The organism is Peribacillus deserti (assembly GCF_016909175.1).
GTDB classification, from domain to species: Bacteria; Bacillota; Bacilli; order Bacillales; family DSM-1321; genus Paraperibacillus; species Paraperibacillus deserti.
The window spans coordinates 224,037-238,944 of the sequence record NZ_JAFBFI010000001.1 but is presented as its reverse complement, the minus strand read 5'-3'; the positions used below and the strand labels follow the sequence as shown (position 1 = coordinate 238,944).

The 14,908-nt window shown below is 41.8% G+C and carries 12 protein-coding genes and 1 riboswitch; of the genes, 2 read left to right on the top strand and 10 right to left on the bottom strand.

Features of this window, described 5'->3' with window-relative positions; genetic code table 11:
* Positions 1-12: 12 nt before the first annotated feature.
* The 6 genes from JOC77_RS01045 to JOC77_RS01020 form a co-directional block, all read right to left on the bottom strand.
* Positions 13-693 carry a hypothetical protein gene (locus tag JOC77_RS01045; RefSeq protein ID WP_204537497.1) on the bottom strand — a complete coding sequence of 227 codons (681 nt, stop codon included), beginning with the start codon at positions 691-693 and terminating at the stop codon, positions 13-15.
* A 12-nt stretch (positions 694-705) separates the two neighbouring features.
* Complete coding sequence (gene tuaE / locus JOC77_RS01040; RefSeq protein ID WP_239558516.1) at positions 706-2,181, bottom strand: teichuronic acid biosynthesis protein TuaE; 1,476 nt, start codon at positions 2,179-2,181, stop codon at positions 706-708.
* Between the two features lie 208 nt (positions 2,182-2,389).
* Positions 2,390-3,733, bottom strand: coding sequence for a UDP-glucose 6-dehydrogenase TuaD (gene tuaD / locus JOC77_RS01035; RefSeq protein ID WP_204537496.1), 1,344 nt, complete (start codon positions 3,731-3,733; stop codon positions 2,390-2,392).
* Between the two features lie 17 nt (positions 3,734-3,750).
* Positions 3,751-4,956, bottom strand: coding sequence for a teichuronic acid biosynthesis protein TuaC (tuaC, locus tag JOC77_RS01030; RefSeq protein ID WP_204537494.1), 1,206 nt, complete (start codon positions 4,954-4,956; stop codon positions 3,751-3,753).
* The gene (gene tuaB, locus JOC77_RS01025) at positions 4,953-6,416 is read right to left on the bottom strand and encodes a teichuronic acid biosynthesis protein TuaB (protein ID WP_204537492.1); all 1,464 of its coding nucleotides are present in this window, start codon (positions 6,414-6,416) and stop codon (positions 4,953-4,955) included. The genes tuaC and tuaB overlap by 4 nt, the downstream gene beginning before the upstream one ends.
* Positions 6,417-6,426: 10 nt before the next feature.
* A complete protein-coding gene (locus JOC77_RS01020) occupies positions 6,427-7,089 on the bottom strand; it encodes a sugar transferase (RefSeq protein ID WP_204537490.1) in 663 nt (220 codons plus the stop codon).
* Positions 7,090-7,450: 361 nt separating this feature from the next.
* Between JOC77_RS01020 and tagU the strand changes: the two genes are divergently transcribed.
* Complete coding sequence (tagU, locus tag JOC77_RS01015) at positions 7,451-8,374, top strand: polyisoprenyl-teichoic acid--peptidoglycan teichoic acid transferase TagU (RefSeq protein WP_204537488.1); 924 nt, start codon at positions 7,451-7,453, stop codon at positions 8,372-8,374.
* Positions 8,375-8,810: 436 nt separating this feature from the next.
* Here the strand turns inward: tagU and JOC77_RS01010 are convergent, their stop codons facing one another.
* The 4 genes from JOC77_RS01010 to JOC77_RS00995 form a co-directional block, all read right to left on the bottom strand.
* Complete coding sequence (locus JOC77_RS01010) at positions 8,811-9,272, bottom strand: chemotaxis protein CheW (protein ID WP_204537486.1); 462 nt, start codon at positions 9,270-9,272, stop codon at positions 8,811-8,813.
* 59 nt (positions 9,273-9,331) lie between these two features.
* Positions 9,332-11,383 (bottom strand): methyl-accepting chemotaxis protein, encoded by a 2,052-nt coding sequence (locus JOC77_RS01005; RefSeq protein ID WP_204537484.1) that lies wholly within the window; start codon positions 11,381-11,383, stop codon positions 9,332-9,334.
* A 59-nt stretch (positions 11,384-11,442) separates the two neighbouring features.
* On the bottom strand, positions 11,443-13,284 hold the full coding sequence (locus JOC77_RS01000; RefSeq protein ID WP_239558515.1) for a nitrilase-related carbon-nitrogen hydrolase: 1,842 nt from the start codon (positions 13,282-13,284) through the stop codon (positions 11,443-11,445).
* Positions 13,285-13,453: 169 nt separating this feature from the next.
* A riboswitch (cyclic di-GMP riboswitch) is annotated at positions 13,454-13,543 on the bottom strand.
* Between the two features lie 414 nt (positions 13,544-13,957).
* On the bottom strand, positions 13,958-14,311 hold the full coding sequence (locus JOC77_RS00995) for a PH domain-containing protein (RefSeq protein ID WP_204537483.1): 354 nt from the start codon (positions 14,309-14,311) through the stop codon (positions 13,958-13,960).
* 34 nt (positions 14,312-14,345) lie between these two features.
* On the opposite strand from JOC77_RS00995, the gene JOC77_RS00990 reads away from it, so the two are divergent.
* Complete coding sequence (locus JOC77_RS00990; protein WP_204537482.1) at positions 14,346-14,894, top strand: hypothetical protein; 549 nt, start codon at positions 14,346-14,348, stop codon at positions 14,892-14,894.
* Positions 14,895-14,908: the final 14 nt, after the last annotated feature.

Sequence of the window (14,908 nt, the reverse complement as noted above, 5' to 3'; positions counted from 1 at the left end):
GCCTTCCACCTCCTATTGTTTTTGGTCGCGTACAAATTCCGGTATGACAATCCATAACAGGGCAAGGGTAAAGCCCATTAACACACCGAGAACCGCTCTCGCTTTTGACGAAACGGCGTTTTCTCCCAATCCCTCTTCATCCGGTGCTTTCAGTAATACAGCCTTCTTCATCGTAAGACCCGCCGTTTGCAGTTCATACAAAAACCGCTGCTGGTCAACCTTGGCGTCAGGCCCGACTTGTTCATTCTTTAATCGATCAATCGACTCTTTCATAATGGTCTGCTTTTGTTCAAAGCCCCGTTTATCCAGTTTCATAAACGCATCGGCAATGCTGTTGACCATTTGGATAGATTCTTCCTTAGGGTGATTCTTATAGGAGATCTGAATATTTGTTTCCGTTACAGGAGTTACACTCAAATCCCGCATGATCTCTTCCCTGTGTTTAGTTAAAACATCAGGTAAATTCTCCTGGTAAAATGGCAGATTTGATAACAGAACGATGACCTGTTTGGGGTCATTTAAATTCGGATTTTCGTAGCTCCCCAGGGAAATCTCTGCTTCTGCAGGAGCATCCGAACCCGTTTTCCCCACCGGAAGAAACCAGCCAAGAGCACCGAGAATAATGGGGAACGCTAACAATAAAAGGAAAAATTTCTTTGTTCTTGCAGTCAATCTTTTAACGACGAGTTCCATTCCAGTGGCTCCTTAGACAATATTTTTATATGGGGACTGTCCCCATTTCCGCGGGTTTGGGACAGTCCCCGCAGTATTCATTACGGATACAACCGATATGACAAAGCCGAGGAATACCCAGTGAAAATAGAGGTTGATCATGGTACTCGGGCTGATGCTGGATACAAGGAATGCAACCATCGCCAGCATAGACGCTTCAATCAGCGTCTTTTCCTTGCGGCCGCCAGTCCCATACATTTTAAAAAGACTGAAAAACAGATATAAGTACATCACAGCATATCCCAAAAACACAATAAGTCCGAAGTTACCCAGAATTTCTGCCAGCCAGTTATGAACCTCAACGACATAATTGGTATGGAAGACGGGCTCATTTTTTAAATAGAATGAAATATTTCCTGCCCCGACCCCGAAGCCGAATGATTCTCCCAAATAATGCATCGTGTTTTTCAATAGATTTAATCTGGCCTCATTGGATGGCAGTGCTTCGTATCTTGCCTGATAGCCGGAAGGCGAGAAAAGAAGAGAAAAAAGCTTTTCGAACTTGCTGAACATCATGAATATCGCAAGTGTGGCTACAGCTGCTCCAAGACATCCCGTTATTTTCTTAAGCCCTCTTGGAAGGATTAAAAAGAAATACACGCCGAGCCCTGCAATGACTGCCAGCAGGCTTGCCCTGGATTCGGTTAAATAGATCAGGTAAACGGCCAAAAATGCCAGCATAATCGATATAGTTTTCACACTTGCATGTGTACTGTTCTTTGCAGCCGCTAAATAAAAGAAGAACGAGAGAGTTAAAAAGGTAGCAAAGTCATTCTGGTTGAAAAATACCGATGTCGGATAGGACAGCTTGTATTGGGGCCCTCCATAAAGCGTTGAGGTCGGTAGCTGAAAATCGAAAAAGTGATTAACCAGGCCGATTATCATCAGAAAGACCGTCATCAGCATCCAGATTGCGTATACCATTAAAAGCCGGTTAATGCTTGTAAACGTGAAGACGGCGAGAAACACAAACACCACGCCAATCCCAAGCAGAAATAAATATTTGATTCCATCCACGACTGATTTTGCCCATAGCAGCGACACACCGCCATATGCAAGCCAGAACAAGAGAAAAAGCATGACGCCTTTTACCTGTACTCCGCTCCAGTACCGTGGAAGCTCCCGGTCCCGCGCCACATGCACCATGAATATAAATGCCGCAGCAATGAGGATCAGTCTGTACAGGAATAAGGTAAAGAAACCCACCTTAATGCTGAGCAGAGTCTGGTTGAGAAAGGTGGAAGCTAACAGTATATACATTGCAGAAACAGAAATCTGCTTATAGCTGACGTGCGGCATTGCCAATGCAGCCAGGATGATAACAGCCCATACCCCTAAAAAGACGAGGAACTGAGCCCCCATTCCTGCGAAGTAACTGACTACTAATAGCCCAGCTAAAAGGAAAGCCGATGTTGCTGCTGCCTGTTTGATTGTGAAATTGCTTTCCATCGCTTTCCTTCTCCTTTTATCTACATCTAACCTGGTCTGTTGATTGCAGCGAGAGGCACTGCTTTCCGCGGGGCGGTCCGGGAGCCTCCTCGGCGTTTACGCCTGTGGGGTCTCCCGTGAGCCGCTGCTCCCGCAGGAGTCTCGCGCCCTCCGCTCCAATCAACGCAGTGATTAAACTAAGAGTGTGCTTTAATAAAAGCCCATTAAATTAAATAACATGTGACACCAATACTTTTTCGTTATAAACAGCAGGCCTTCCCATGGAAATATAGGTATATCCAAGATCGTGCATTTCATCCAGGTCAAACAGGTTGCGCCCATCGACGATAACAGGGCGTTTTAACAGGCGCTTCACCTTAACTAAATCCAGACCCTTGACTTCCTTCCAATCTGTTAATACGATACACGCATCTGTATGTTTAATCGTTTCATACAGATCATCCGAATAATCACATTGATTGCCGAGCTGCTTTTTCGCCTCACCGATTGCAATCGGGTCGAATGCTTTTACCTGTGCTCCTAATGTTTTCAGCTGCGGGATAATATCAAGTGCTGGTGCGAATCTAACGTCATCTGTGTCTGGTTTAAATGCAAGTCCCAGGACACTGATGGTCTTTCCTTTTAATGACCCTAGAGCAGCCATTATTTTTTCAACTACCTGAGCCCGCTGCCCTTCGTTTGTTTCCATGACCGCTTTGATTAAATTAAAGTCATATCCTGAGTCCTGTGCAATATGCAGAAGCGCTGACGTATCCTTCGGAAAGCAAGATCCGCCGAACCCAACTCCAGCCTGTAAAAATTTGCTCCCAATCCTGCTGTCAAGGCCTATTCCTTCAGAAACCTTGGTTACATCAGCACCTACACGTTCGCAGATGTTAGCTATATCGTTAATAAATGAAATCTTTGTTGCTAAAAAGGCGTTAGCTGCATATTTAATTAGCTCTGCACTCTCGACTGAAGATTTTACAATGTTTGAAGTAAACGGTATATGAAGTTCAGCAATGATTTCATAGGCTTTATCGCTTGTTGCACCAATCACGGCGCGCTCCATATTCATGCTGTCCTTTATAGCTGCTCCCTCGCGTAAAAATTCCGGATTAGAGACAATATCAAACGCCTGCCCTTTAGGAGCAGATTTACGTATGATGGATTCTACCAGCTTGCCAGTTCCAACCGGAACCGTGCTTTTGGTTACAATCACTTTATAGCCATTTAGATTGCTGCCGATTGTTTCAGCTGCCTGTTTTACATAGGTTAAATCTGCTTCCCCAGTTGCTGACATCGGCGTGCCGACTGCAATGAAGACCACTTCTGCGGCCCGTACCGCCTCATCAATTTTGGTCGTAAACGCAAGCGTTTCTCTCTCCACATTTTTCTGTACAAGCTCTTTCAAGCCTGGTTCATAGATCGGCATAATTCCCTGTAAGAGACTCGATATTTTGCTTTGGTTTATGTCACAGCATGTCACCTGGTTGCCAGCCTCTGCAAAACATGTTCCCGATACAAGGCCAACATAACCAGTTCCAATTACCGCTATTTTCTTCACAATCATCGTCTCCTTCTGTGCATTCATTTTGTATTTTTGCTTAAACGGCCATCTGATTTCAGCAACCTTTGATAGATGTCGCGCAAAACAGAAGCATTCTTTGACGCATCATAGTGTTCCTGAATATGGGAATACAGCTCCTGCCCAATCTTTGTCAGGTTGATATCTCTGTATAAATAATCGCTAATCCGCTCCGACAGGCTTGCAGCTGATTTCGGCTCTATCAGGAGTTTACTGTGCTGCCCAAACAGCTCCGTCATACCACCCACTGCGGTACAAATCACCGGAACCTTCAGCGCAAGCGCCTCGATCACAACGGTTGGCATTCCTTCCCGGTACGATGGGAGGGCGAACACGTCGCTGGCAAACAAGTAATCTTTTACTTTAGAATTCTCGACCTGCCCGGTCAAGAAAATCCGCTTATTAAATTGGGGATGGGAATTCAGCTTTTCATAAGCCGGGCCATCACCTACATAGGCAGCAGCCACTTCTTCCGGCAGGCTTTCCAGCGCTTTAGCAAGCTCGAAAACACCTTTTGCCTCCATTAACCGACCGACAAACAATACAATTTTTTTATCCAGAGGTAGACCTAGCTGCCTTCTTACTTCTAACTTAAATTGTTTAGGAAGCTGAAACCGGGATAAATCGACCCCGATTGGAAGAACTGTGCTGTCTCTTCCGCTTAAATCTTTTGCTTTCTCCTTCAAATTGCTGCCTACTGATACGACCTCGTCTGCCAATCTGATAGACTGCAGGAATGCCTTCATCGCACCTTTACTGTAGTGCGGATACACATTTACATCACTTCCATGCAGCGTGAGGATCCAGGGAAGATTTTTTACTTCTGCAACCCGCTTTGCTGCGCCTCCTGAAGGCATGGCAAAGTGGGCATGAATTAAATCAGGCTCCATGTTATGTTCGGCCATCGTCTCTAGGACTGCAGCAGCGATCCTTTTATCAGGCTGCGCCCACCTGAGCTGTCCGGGAAGCGCCGTATAAGGCGGCCGGTAGACCGTTACACCTTTACGCTCGTATATAAGCGGGATATGTTTATTGGCACGATATTGCTTTTTCATGTATTGAATCACGGCTGGATTACGTGGCACCGGGCAGATGACGGTAACTTCAATCCCTAAACGAACGAGAGCCTGCACCTGTGTTTCGTGAAACACGCCGCACCCAGGCTGCTCCGAGCTCGGGTAAACACTCGTTATCCATAAAACCTTCATAGCGACCTGCCTCCAGTCCGTTTTTTTAACAGCCTTGAAAAATACTGAGGATAAAACCTATATAAAAGAACCAAGTACATCGCTGCACTGATTGTTACTGAAATAATTAGAGGCCACACCGTAGTTTCCGAAAAATAGTAGGTCCAGCCTTTATTAATCAAGTAAGCTGCGAAGGAAATCAGTAGCGATAATACAAAAGGCATAGCCACCGTCCTCAAATACCGGCTCCACTCGAGTCCGATCAGCCACGACAGCAGCCAGCGTCCTAAGAGGAAGTTGACTATGCTGACCAGAACATAAGTCCAGGCAACGATTTCTAAGCTGTCTGTAGTGACGGCTGCTCCCAGCGCCCCGCCGTAAAGGAGGAGCATGCCTGAATCCCAGTAAAAAGCAATATCCGCCTTTCCTTTTGCAAGAATGATGCTGCCGCTAGGATTCATTAACACCCGCAAAATCCCGACAATCGCCATAATTTGTACAATGGGTATGGCCTCTATCCACTTTTCGCCGAAAAAAGTGAGAATAAATACATTGGCTACGGCTGTTAATCCCATTAACATCGGAAATGTAATAAGACTTAATAGCTTCGTCATATGCAAAAACCCTTCATTCAACGCTGAATGGCTATGCTGGTTTTTCGAGAAAACCGGAAAGGCAACCCTTGTCATAATCGGGTTGATCCGTAAAACCGGGATCGTTACAATTTGATAGACCAGATTATAAATACCAAGTGCTTCAGCACCCATGAACCGCCCTATTAAAATGACATCGATGTTGGAGCCGATCCGGTTAACAAGCCTAGATGATAATTGAAAGGCTCCAAAGGATAAGATCTCCCGGCATTCCTTCAACTCAAAGACCATTCCCGGCCGCCATGTTCTGGCGTAGCTCACAAAGTACAAAATGCTTTTTAACCCATATAAAACGACCTGTGAGATGACAAAGGCGTAAATAGGATTCATCACAAATGTGAGAATAACTAAAAGTAAAAACGAAACAAAGCTTGAGGCCATTTCGATCTTGCCAAGGTGATTAAACCGCAGATCCTTCTGGAGCAAATATTGGCTTTGCTGGCCAACAGGTGCCGCCAGGAACAGAACAGCCAAGATTTTTATTAATTCACTTAGTTCAGATCGGTGAAAGAACCCTGCGATCATCCCGCTTGTACAAAACAAGAGAATAAACAAGGAGCAGCCAACCATCACATTCAGCCAAAATAATGTTGAAAGCATGGGTTTAGAAATTTTTTCTTTTTGGATCACGGCTGAACCAAAACCGGCATCGAGCAGAATTTGGGCAAATACCATAATGGTAGTAAGCATCCCTACCAGACCAAATTGGGATACACTCATTTGATTTCCAAGGAAGATAAACTGGACGATCTGTATAATGGTAATGGCCGCAGTTGAAATCCCAGTCCATTTTGCCCCTTTTGTCATTTGGTTTGTGATTGTCATCATTTCTCCCGCCTTAACGTGCTCCTTCACCGGTAAAAAGAACTTTACAAGTTTTAATCATAATTTTCATTTCATTTTTGAACGCCAGATTTTGAATATATTCCAGATCGTATTTCAATTTTTCTTTTGGTGTAATATCATATCCCCCGTTAACCTGAGCAAGCCCTGTCAGCCCGGGTTTAACAAGAAGACGCTTTTCAAAGCCGTCAATCTCCTGATTAAACTGCTTAACGAAGACGGGCCTTTCAGGTCTCGGCCCTACGATGGACATGTCCCCCTTCAAAACCAAAAGTAATTGCGGCAGCTCATCGATCCGTGTTTTCCGGATAAAGGCACCTACTCTGGTAACTCGGGAATCCTGTTTAGCAGCCCATCTTGCGCCCTGTTTCTCAGCATCTATTCTCATAGATCTGAGTTTAATAATCTTAAAGGTTTTTCCATTCTTCCCCACCCGCTCCTGAAAGTAAAAAGGAGATCCAGGTGTCTCAAGAACGATCAGCAGTGCAAACCATAATATAACAGGCAGCGAAAGCACAATGCCTATCCCTGCGATAATAAGATCAATCACTCTCTTTAAATAGAGATATTGAAGTGCATGCCTTGAAAGTGAGAGATTGGAGGATTCTTGGACGTTTGCATAATCATGATAGATATTGTAGGCCTTTTCTGTACTCACAAATACACCACCCCAGCGACATTAATTAATCTGACATGTCGAATTATAGAGGCCGTACATGAAGTGGATATTGAGAGTTTACAAATCATTTGTAAGGATTGTTAAGATTTTTCTAACAATTTATCAAGTTAGTTGGCATGTTAAAGATTGTGTAAAGCCAGGCTGCAGGTAATGAGAGGGTTATATAATAAGGAAAGAATGTGGATTGGGCTTGAAACAAGCATTTACTTTCCTGTCATGGTATTTATAGTTTCTTAACATAACAAAGAACATGAGCAAAAAATTGGAGTTTTACCCAAATTGCAAAACTTAGTAAACATGTTATTCTAGTCTAGATTCATTTTTAGATAGGGAGGTTACCATGAGATCGAGAAGAAGAAAGAAACTAAGATGGCAAAAAGTAGTCAGTCTACTGCTTCTAATGTTCCTAATAGGTGGGGGAACTTATATATTCTCAGTTTACAAATCCCTGGCAGCTGCAGTGGAGACCATGCATAGTCCCATCGATAATAGTAAGTCTGATAAGAGGCAAAAAGCAGTAACCCTTGAAAACCAACAGCCATTCTCGGTACTGCTGCTTGGTGTTGACCAGCGTAAAAATGACAGTGGACGGTCGGATACAATGATCGTGCTGACCGTAAACCCTACTAAAAAATCAGTGGAAATGATGAGCATACCAAGGGATACAAGAACAGAGATGATCGGAAAAGGCACCGAGGACAAAATCAACCATGCGTACGCTTATGGGGGCATAGGGATGTCCATCAAAACCGTAGAAAACTTTCTTGATATTCCCATAGATTATTATGTTGAGCTCAACATGGAAGGATTTCAGAGCATAGTAGATTCAGTCGGCGGTGTAACAGTCCATAATGACTTGGAGTTCAGCGATAAAGGCTATCACTTTAACAAAGGACCTATTGAATTAGATGGGAAAAAGGCACTGGTATACTCCCGCATGCGGCATCAGGATCCAAGAGGTGACTTCGGCAGACAGCTTCGCCAGCGGCAGGTAATGAAGGCTGTAATAAATGAGGGTGCGAGCCTTTCCACTGTAAATAATTATGATAAGATCCTAAAAGCTTTAGGGAATAATCTTAAAACGAACTTAACCTTTGATCAGATGGTAGATATTCAAAAGAATTATGGAGATGCCCGCAAAAATATTAAACAATTTCAAATAAATGGTACGAATGAACGTGTAAATGGAATCTTTTATTATATCGTGCCTGAGGAAGAGAGGAAGACTGTTACCAGTCGTTTGAGAGAGCATTTGGAAATATAAATTAATTCATTGTTGTCAGCCATTTTATTACACTCAATCTTGCCTTTAGATTCTTGTTGTTAAAAAACATTACCTATTCACATTAAATAATGGATCCAACCCCCGACATCCCACACCACCGTACGTACCGCTGGTATAAGGCGGTACCATTATGATAATGCAGAAATTTCATAACGAGAATATAGATTCTTAAACCCTCGATGATTCCAGCAGGAGTTATCGAGGGTTTCGTGTGTTTAAAGTAAGGACTTTGACTTGTTCTGCATTCTAAGCAAGAACTAGCAAGGTAATTGACAACCTAAATACAACAAATAAGTCAAAAGAAGGCATGAGCCTCAATTCCTGGCTCATGCCCTACAACCTACCTAATCATATAACTGTCTATCTTCTTGCAGCCACTACAAACAGATCTCTAACATAGTATTTCTTTTTAAGACTAATTCTTAGCATAGTCCTGAATAGTGTCTACTTTTTCTAAGTTATCAAAGAGTACTTCCAGATCAATCAGGGTTATTAAGCCCGTATCCGTTGATACAAACCCTTGTACATAATTGGTATTCTGACTAATAATTCCGTCTCTTTTTTTAATATTTTCGGGGAGGATGTCTAGTATTTCTTTTGCTCCCTCTACGATTAGCCCTACAGCCCTATTTCTGATATTTATTAATATCATCCTATTGCTTGGATTCATACTCGTATAGCTTCTTTTGTATAGAACACGAATCATGTCTATAACAGGTATAACTTTTTCACGATAGAGCGATACTCCGACCATAAAGTCCTGACAATTTGGCATTTCGGTAATCTCGCCTATTTTTTCTATAGAGATTACTTGAGAAACCGGGATCCCAAACTCCTCTTCTCCTGCTAAAAAAACAACATATTTCACAGATTCCATACCTGCCTCCCTTTAAAAGGACTATTTTTAATCAAGTCTAAATGTCTTAATAAGGAATCTTACAGTTTAAATTGCGCAATTGCTTCCTCGAGCTCCACAGCCATTTTCGCTAATTCCTGAGCCGCTATTGAAATCTCTTCCATTGAAGCGCTCATCTGCTGAGATGAAGCCGCTACATTCTGGGAATGGTCGTTTACATCGAGAGTTGTTTTCGAAACACTTTCGATATGCTGAGCTACTTTCTTCATATGGCCCTTCATTGTGTCCATAGCTTGTCCGACCTGAGTAACACTTGTAGATACCTCTATGACTGAATCTTTAATCTCCTCAAAAGCTAAGCCGCTCTTGTTGACGAGTGAGAGGCCCTCTTTTGCAGAGTGGGCTCCTTTATCTACATAATTCATGGAGTCCTGAATGCCCTCATTGATTTCAACTACAATATCATTAATTTGAAGAGCCGATTGGCTGGACTGTTCAGCCAATTTACGTACTTCATCTGCCACAACTGCAAATCCTCTTCCGTGTTCGCCTGCTCTGGCAGCTTCAATTGCAGCATTTAACGCCAATAGATTCGTCTGCTCAGAGATGGACTGAATCATCATGCTGATCTGGCTGATTTTATTGGACTTTTCATTTAGTTCACCAATTTTATCTGCCGTAGAGGTTACATGAAGGTCAATCTCGCTCATTTGCTGAACCGTTTTATTTACGACATCTGTTCCCTGATTAGCAGATTCTGCGGACGAATGAATCAAGCTGCTGACTTGGTGCATACTTTCCGCAATTTTATCAACATGACTGGCTATCTGATTAATAATCTCTACAGAGTCCCCCATTGCATCATTCTGTTTTTCTGTTCCTGCAGCCACGCTCTGGATGGATCCGGATATCTGATTCGAAGCTGTTTGATTTTCAATCGCACCTGCCGCAAGTTCCTCTGAGGTAGCGGACAACTGCTGGGAGCCATCAGAGATTTTTGTAATCATCTCTTTTAAGTTATCAGCCATATTATTATAATTTTCACCCATGGCAGCTATTTCGTCATTGGTCTTGATAGATACCCGCTGGGTCAAATCACCTTTAGACATTAATAAAGATAGATCACTAATTTTATTAATATTGCGGGTTATGCGCAGGCTCATGAATACCGAAACCAGGATTGCGATGATTGCCACTACTGCTCCTAAAATGAAAATCGCACTGCGGATCTGGTTTGCTGTAGCCGACAATTCGTTCTTTTCTATGACAGTGATATATTTCCATCCTGCATTTTTAGAGCTGACTATGTTTAGCACATAATCTTTATTATTAAATTCCGCTTCAAAAGAACCATCTTTGGTGGATTTCGTTAACCCTGGAATATTAAGTTTAGAGATAGATTTAAAGTTCATCTTTGAATTTTTCGGATGTGCCAGTATGGTGCCGTCGCTTTGTGCAAGAATGACATATCCATTCTTCCCTATGTGAATATCCTTAATGAGGTTTGTTAATCCTTCGAGACTTACATCGAGGCCTAAGACGCCTTTTTGGATGCCATTCTGTTCAATAGTTACGACGTTACTCACAATAATCGAATCTGATCCTGTTGCTGCATAAGCACTTGTCATAGTGACTTCTCCCGGGCTTTCAGCAGCTGCCCCATACCAAGGTCTTTGGGTTGGATCAAAGCCAGGAGTTGTCGGGCCTTCAGGATATTGAATATAACCTCCATCCGCGGTGCCCATATACACATAGGCTGCATTTGGATGGGTTTTGCCAAATTGAGAAAACACATTGAAAATTGCCTGTTCTTTCTTTCCATTTTTAGAAGGAGTCATATTAATGGAGTCTCCCTCAGTCTCCTGTTTATAAGAAGTAATACTTTTATCAGAGGAAAGGACTGCCGGGTTTGTTGCTAAAAGTTTGGCATTTTCTTTAATGGATTGAAAATAGACAGAAATAGAATTATCAACCTGTTTAATTTCACGTTCACTAAAATTGATGTAATCATTTTCTGTTTTCTGAGAGACGGTATGATCAACAAAAAATCCGATCAACAGCATGGGAATCAAGGAGAGGAGCAGGGAATAGATAAGCAGTTTAGCTTTAAATGAGAATTTAATAGTTTTCATGTTTTTAATGCCTTTCTTAAAGGAAAAGGGCAAATGTTTGCCCTTTCCTATGTTCTTTTTTATTCTTCAATCAATGGTTTAAAGTATGCCGGCTGTCTTGAAAGAATCAGCATTTCCTGGTTAAACCAGGCTGTCGGCTGAATGGTTGTAAACTTCACAACCAGCGCCTCCTCTTTATCTGCGGATGCAGCGGCTGGCTGATCCAGTGCATAAAGAGGATCAAGTGTATAAAGGCTGCTTCTGCCTAAATATTTGTTATCTGTACCCACATAATTTGCTACTACTGTATAAGCTTGTGCGCCAATGGCAACTGCATCCCAGGTAACCATGGAACCTTCTGGATATGGGTTGGCAGATACGATTTTATTGATCTCCATTTCACCGCCGTATTGTCCATTCCATGCTGAAGGTATGGCAATGATATCAGCCCGCTTAACCGCTAAGACACCCGCTGCCTCAGGATATGCAGCATCTTCACCCACTAGAATACCGATAGTTCCTAATGCTTTTGTCTTGAAAACAGGAAGAGACGAACCGGCACTTGCCCATGTTTCATCGCTCTTGTTTAAATGTGTCTTCTGATAGCTTCCCGCAATTTTGCCGTCCTCCGAGAAGAGAATAGCCGAGTTGAACAGTTTATTGGACTGTTTTTCAATAAGGCCGGCTACAATAGATACTTGATATTGTTTAGCAAGTCCAGCAAAAAATTGTACCGTTTCTCCAGATGTATCCTCTGCAAGCGGCCCAATCTCTTTTTTATCCATGCCGGTAACGGGACCAGTTAAGGAAAGTTCAGGCAGAACGACTAAATTAAGCTCAGGATTTTCGGTTTTTGCTTCCTTAATCAAGCTTGTGATCTTCTCTTTATTACGATCTTTATCTCCAATCACAGGCTCGTATTGAAGTGCGGCCGCTGTAATATCATGGGGAGTTGTATTTTTTGTATAATCCCATGGCGCTACTGTCTGCATAAGCTCCTTATATAACTCAGGCCTTCTTTTCTGGAGCATTTGTTTGTTTTCATTCTCGTATTGTTTTGGATCGATCGTGGCATATGTAACAGTTGTTTCGTTAACATCTTCCTTCGGAGTCATAACCACAGGTGCTTCCGCAAGTTTTTTTCCTTCCGGAGACCAGATGGCGCTCCCGCCGATCATATGGAACCCATTTTCAGTGTTAGATCGATTGGCACTTACAACATACATCCCGTTTTGCTGGGCTCTTGCCGGTAGAGCAGAAATAGCCTGAGCTGATGAATTCGTAGGAAATGCAAGAATATCAGCACCTTGAATTCCTGCCAATCTAGCAGTCTCTGAATAGGCGGAGTCCATACAGATATTAATCGCTATTTTACCTAGCTTTGTATCAAAGACAGGAACACCAAGGTCCCCCCAGGCTCCCCAATGAGTTTCTGATTCCCACATTTGTGTTTTGCGGTACTTTCCAATGTATCCTTCCGGCCCTACTAAAGCAGCTGAATTATAGTAAAGGTCCGAACTTTTATCTACTTCAGGCATCCCAAATACAATATAGGAATTGTATTTCTTTGCTATTTTTTCAAAAGCTGCGGTAGTCTTCCCTGGAATTGTATCAACAAAGGGCTTGATCGACTCGCGGTCTGCGTAATAATATCCTGTCGTGGACATCTCAGGCGCTACTACCAGTCTTGCACCTTTTTTGAAAGCCTCTTCTGTTACTTTTAGCAGTTCATCCACGTTCTTATCTCTTTCATTTAAGATCGGATTAAATTGCACCGATGCTGCCTTAAACGGTTTGTTTACTGTTTCCATATTGGGTGCTTTGGCTAGGGCAGGGTATTCTGATTTATGCCATTGATACCCCCCAACAGAAATTAGGGTAAAAATTAAAGCTATGACGGTTAGTAATCTTCTTGGCTGCATGACTTTCTCCTTTAATTGTTTAATTTTGTTTCGAATGTGAAAACATTACATTCCTTCACCCAGAGTGCTCATTAATTTTTATACTTCTTTACATCCTCCTTATAAAAAGCAAACAAAAAAAGACAGCAAATTCCTTTTGCATGGAATAGCCATCTTTAATATTGGGCTACTCGGCGGCCTGGCAATCCTAGCACTCATTTCATGCCTTAGACCCAAAGCTTTGCGTCCTTACCTTTCGATAAGTTTGCCTTTTTCATATTTCCGGGCGTTTAGACGTATGTCATATTACCCAATCAATCTCACGATAACTAATATCGGTAATTATAGTAAATATTTAACTAAATTAATAAAGTTCTAAAAATCAACATTTTAAGAAAATTTGGTAAACTATTTAAAATAACTTTTATCCTCCACCTTAATACTGCCTGTTTTCCACTGGTAAATGATGTCATAAGTATAAAATCGGTTTCAAATACATCAACTAATGCTTACAAGTTTATTAACATATTCAAAAACGGCATCCAACTGGATGCCGTTTTAATAATTCCTTTATTTTACTTCCATAATCAAAGGATTGGCCTATAATCCTTGTCTTGTTTTAAGAATTTTAATACAGAGAGCTAGGCAGCTCTCTGTTTACTTTGTACACTCCTTGTAAAGCAGCTTTTGTATGTTATGAAATTTGAGCAGACATTTGCTTAATGAGATTGCCTACTCTTTTCATTTGAGCAGAATCATATATTTCATCGAACTCCAGGCGCTTGCCGCCATAATGAATGTAAAGCCCTCTTTCTAACACCCCATCTTTAAACAAGGATACATCCCGAATGGTTTGATACCTGAATTTCCGGCTCGTAGTCTGATTATGATCTACAAATAGAACTCTTTTGCTTGTCACAATAAGGTAGTCATTCATTTCTTTATTCTTTGAAAGATCATATTCACATTGTACGAATGTATATATACATATAAGTTCGTATGTATCCCCTAAAGACCGCATATGGTTTATAATTTTTTTGTATCTCATTAATATAAAATCGCAAGCAATTGGGGGCGTTGGGATGAGTAAAAAACTGCTTGTTGCTTTACTCTGTTTGGGGTTCATTGTGGTCATTTATTTTTCGGCATCACGTCCTGCTAGCCCTGCTGCTTCCTTTGAAGAAAGAATCTGTGTAAGAGTCTCTTCACAATTTGGGGATTGCAAAAAAATCGCTTTTATTGATAAAAAGTCAAATTTAGTTTTCGCCGAGAGCAGTTCAGGAATCATTCCTATCCTTACAAATAAAAGATTTACTGAGATAGAAAAGTTTATTTATCCAATGTTGGATTTCGAGGAGTTCAAAGAGGAGAAACAGGAGAGAGGACCGCTCAGCTGGCAAGCTAAAAATAATGTCCAAAAGGATTTTTCCATGATAATTGGATTTGCCAATGAAGATGTAAAGACCATCATTATACATAGTGGAGGCGATATACAGCCAAAGAAGTTTTTCGTTCGGGATAACCTGTGGGTTTGGTATGTTACTTTTCACAAAGATAAAGTTAAATTGCCAGTAAAAGTAACAGCTTATGATACAAATGGTCATATTATTTTTGGAGAAAAAACGGAATAGTGAAGGTTTTGGAA

What these genes read in the sequence shown, in the direction of transcription:
- JOC77_RS01045 (WP_204537497.1), bottom strand. Translation starts at nt 693, where the DNA reads ATGGAACTCGTCGTTAAAAGATTGACTGCAAGAACAAAGAAATTTTTC.
- tuaE (WP_239558516.1), bottom strand. Translation starts at nt 2,181, where the DNA reads ATGGAAAGCAATTTCACAATCAAACAGGCAGCAGCAACATCGGCTTTC.
- tuaD (WP_204537496.1), bottom strand. Translation starts at nt 3,733, where the DNA reads ATGATTGTGAAGAAAATAGCGGTAATTGGAACTGGTTATGTTGGCCTT.
- tuaC (WP_204537494.1), bottom strand. Translation starts at nt 4,956, where the DNA reads ATGAAGGTTTTATGGATAACGAGTGTTTACCCGAGCTCGGAGCAGCCT.
- tuaB (WP_204537492.1), bottom strand. Translation starts at nt 6,416, where the DNA reads ATGATGACAATCACAAACCAAATGACAAAAGGGGCAAAATGGACTGGG.
- tagU (WP_204537488.1), top strand. Translation starts at nt 7,451, where the DNA reads ATGAGATCGAGAAGAAGAAAGAAACTAAGATGGCAAAAAGTAGTCAGT.
- JOC77_RS01010 (WP_204537486.1), bottom strand. Translation starts at nt 9,272, where the DNA reads ATGGAATCTGTGAAATATGTTGTTTTTTTAGCAGGAGAAGAGGAGTTT.
- JOC77_RS01005 (WP_204537484.1), bottom strand. Translation starts at nt 11,383, where the DNA reads ATGAAAACTATTAAATTCTCATTTAAAGCTAAACTGCTTATCTATTCC.
- JOC77_RS01000 (WP_239558515.1), bottom strand. Translation starts at nt 13,284, where the DNA reads ATGCAGCCAAGAAGATTACTAACCGTCATAGCTTTAATTTTTACCCTA.
- JOC77_RS00995 (WP_204537483.1), bottom strand. Translation starts at nt 14,311, where the DNA reads ATGAGATACAAAAAAATTATAAACCATATGCGGTCTTTAGGGGATACA.
- JOC77_RS00990 (WP_204537482.1), top strand. Translation starts at nt 14,346, where the DNA reads ATGAGTAAAAAACTGCTTGTTGCTTTACTCTGTTTGGGGTTCATTGTG.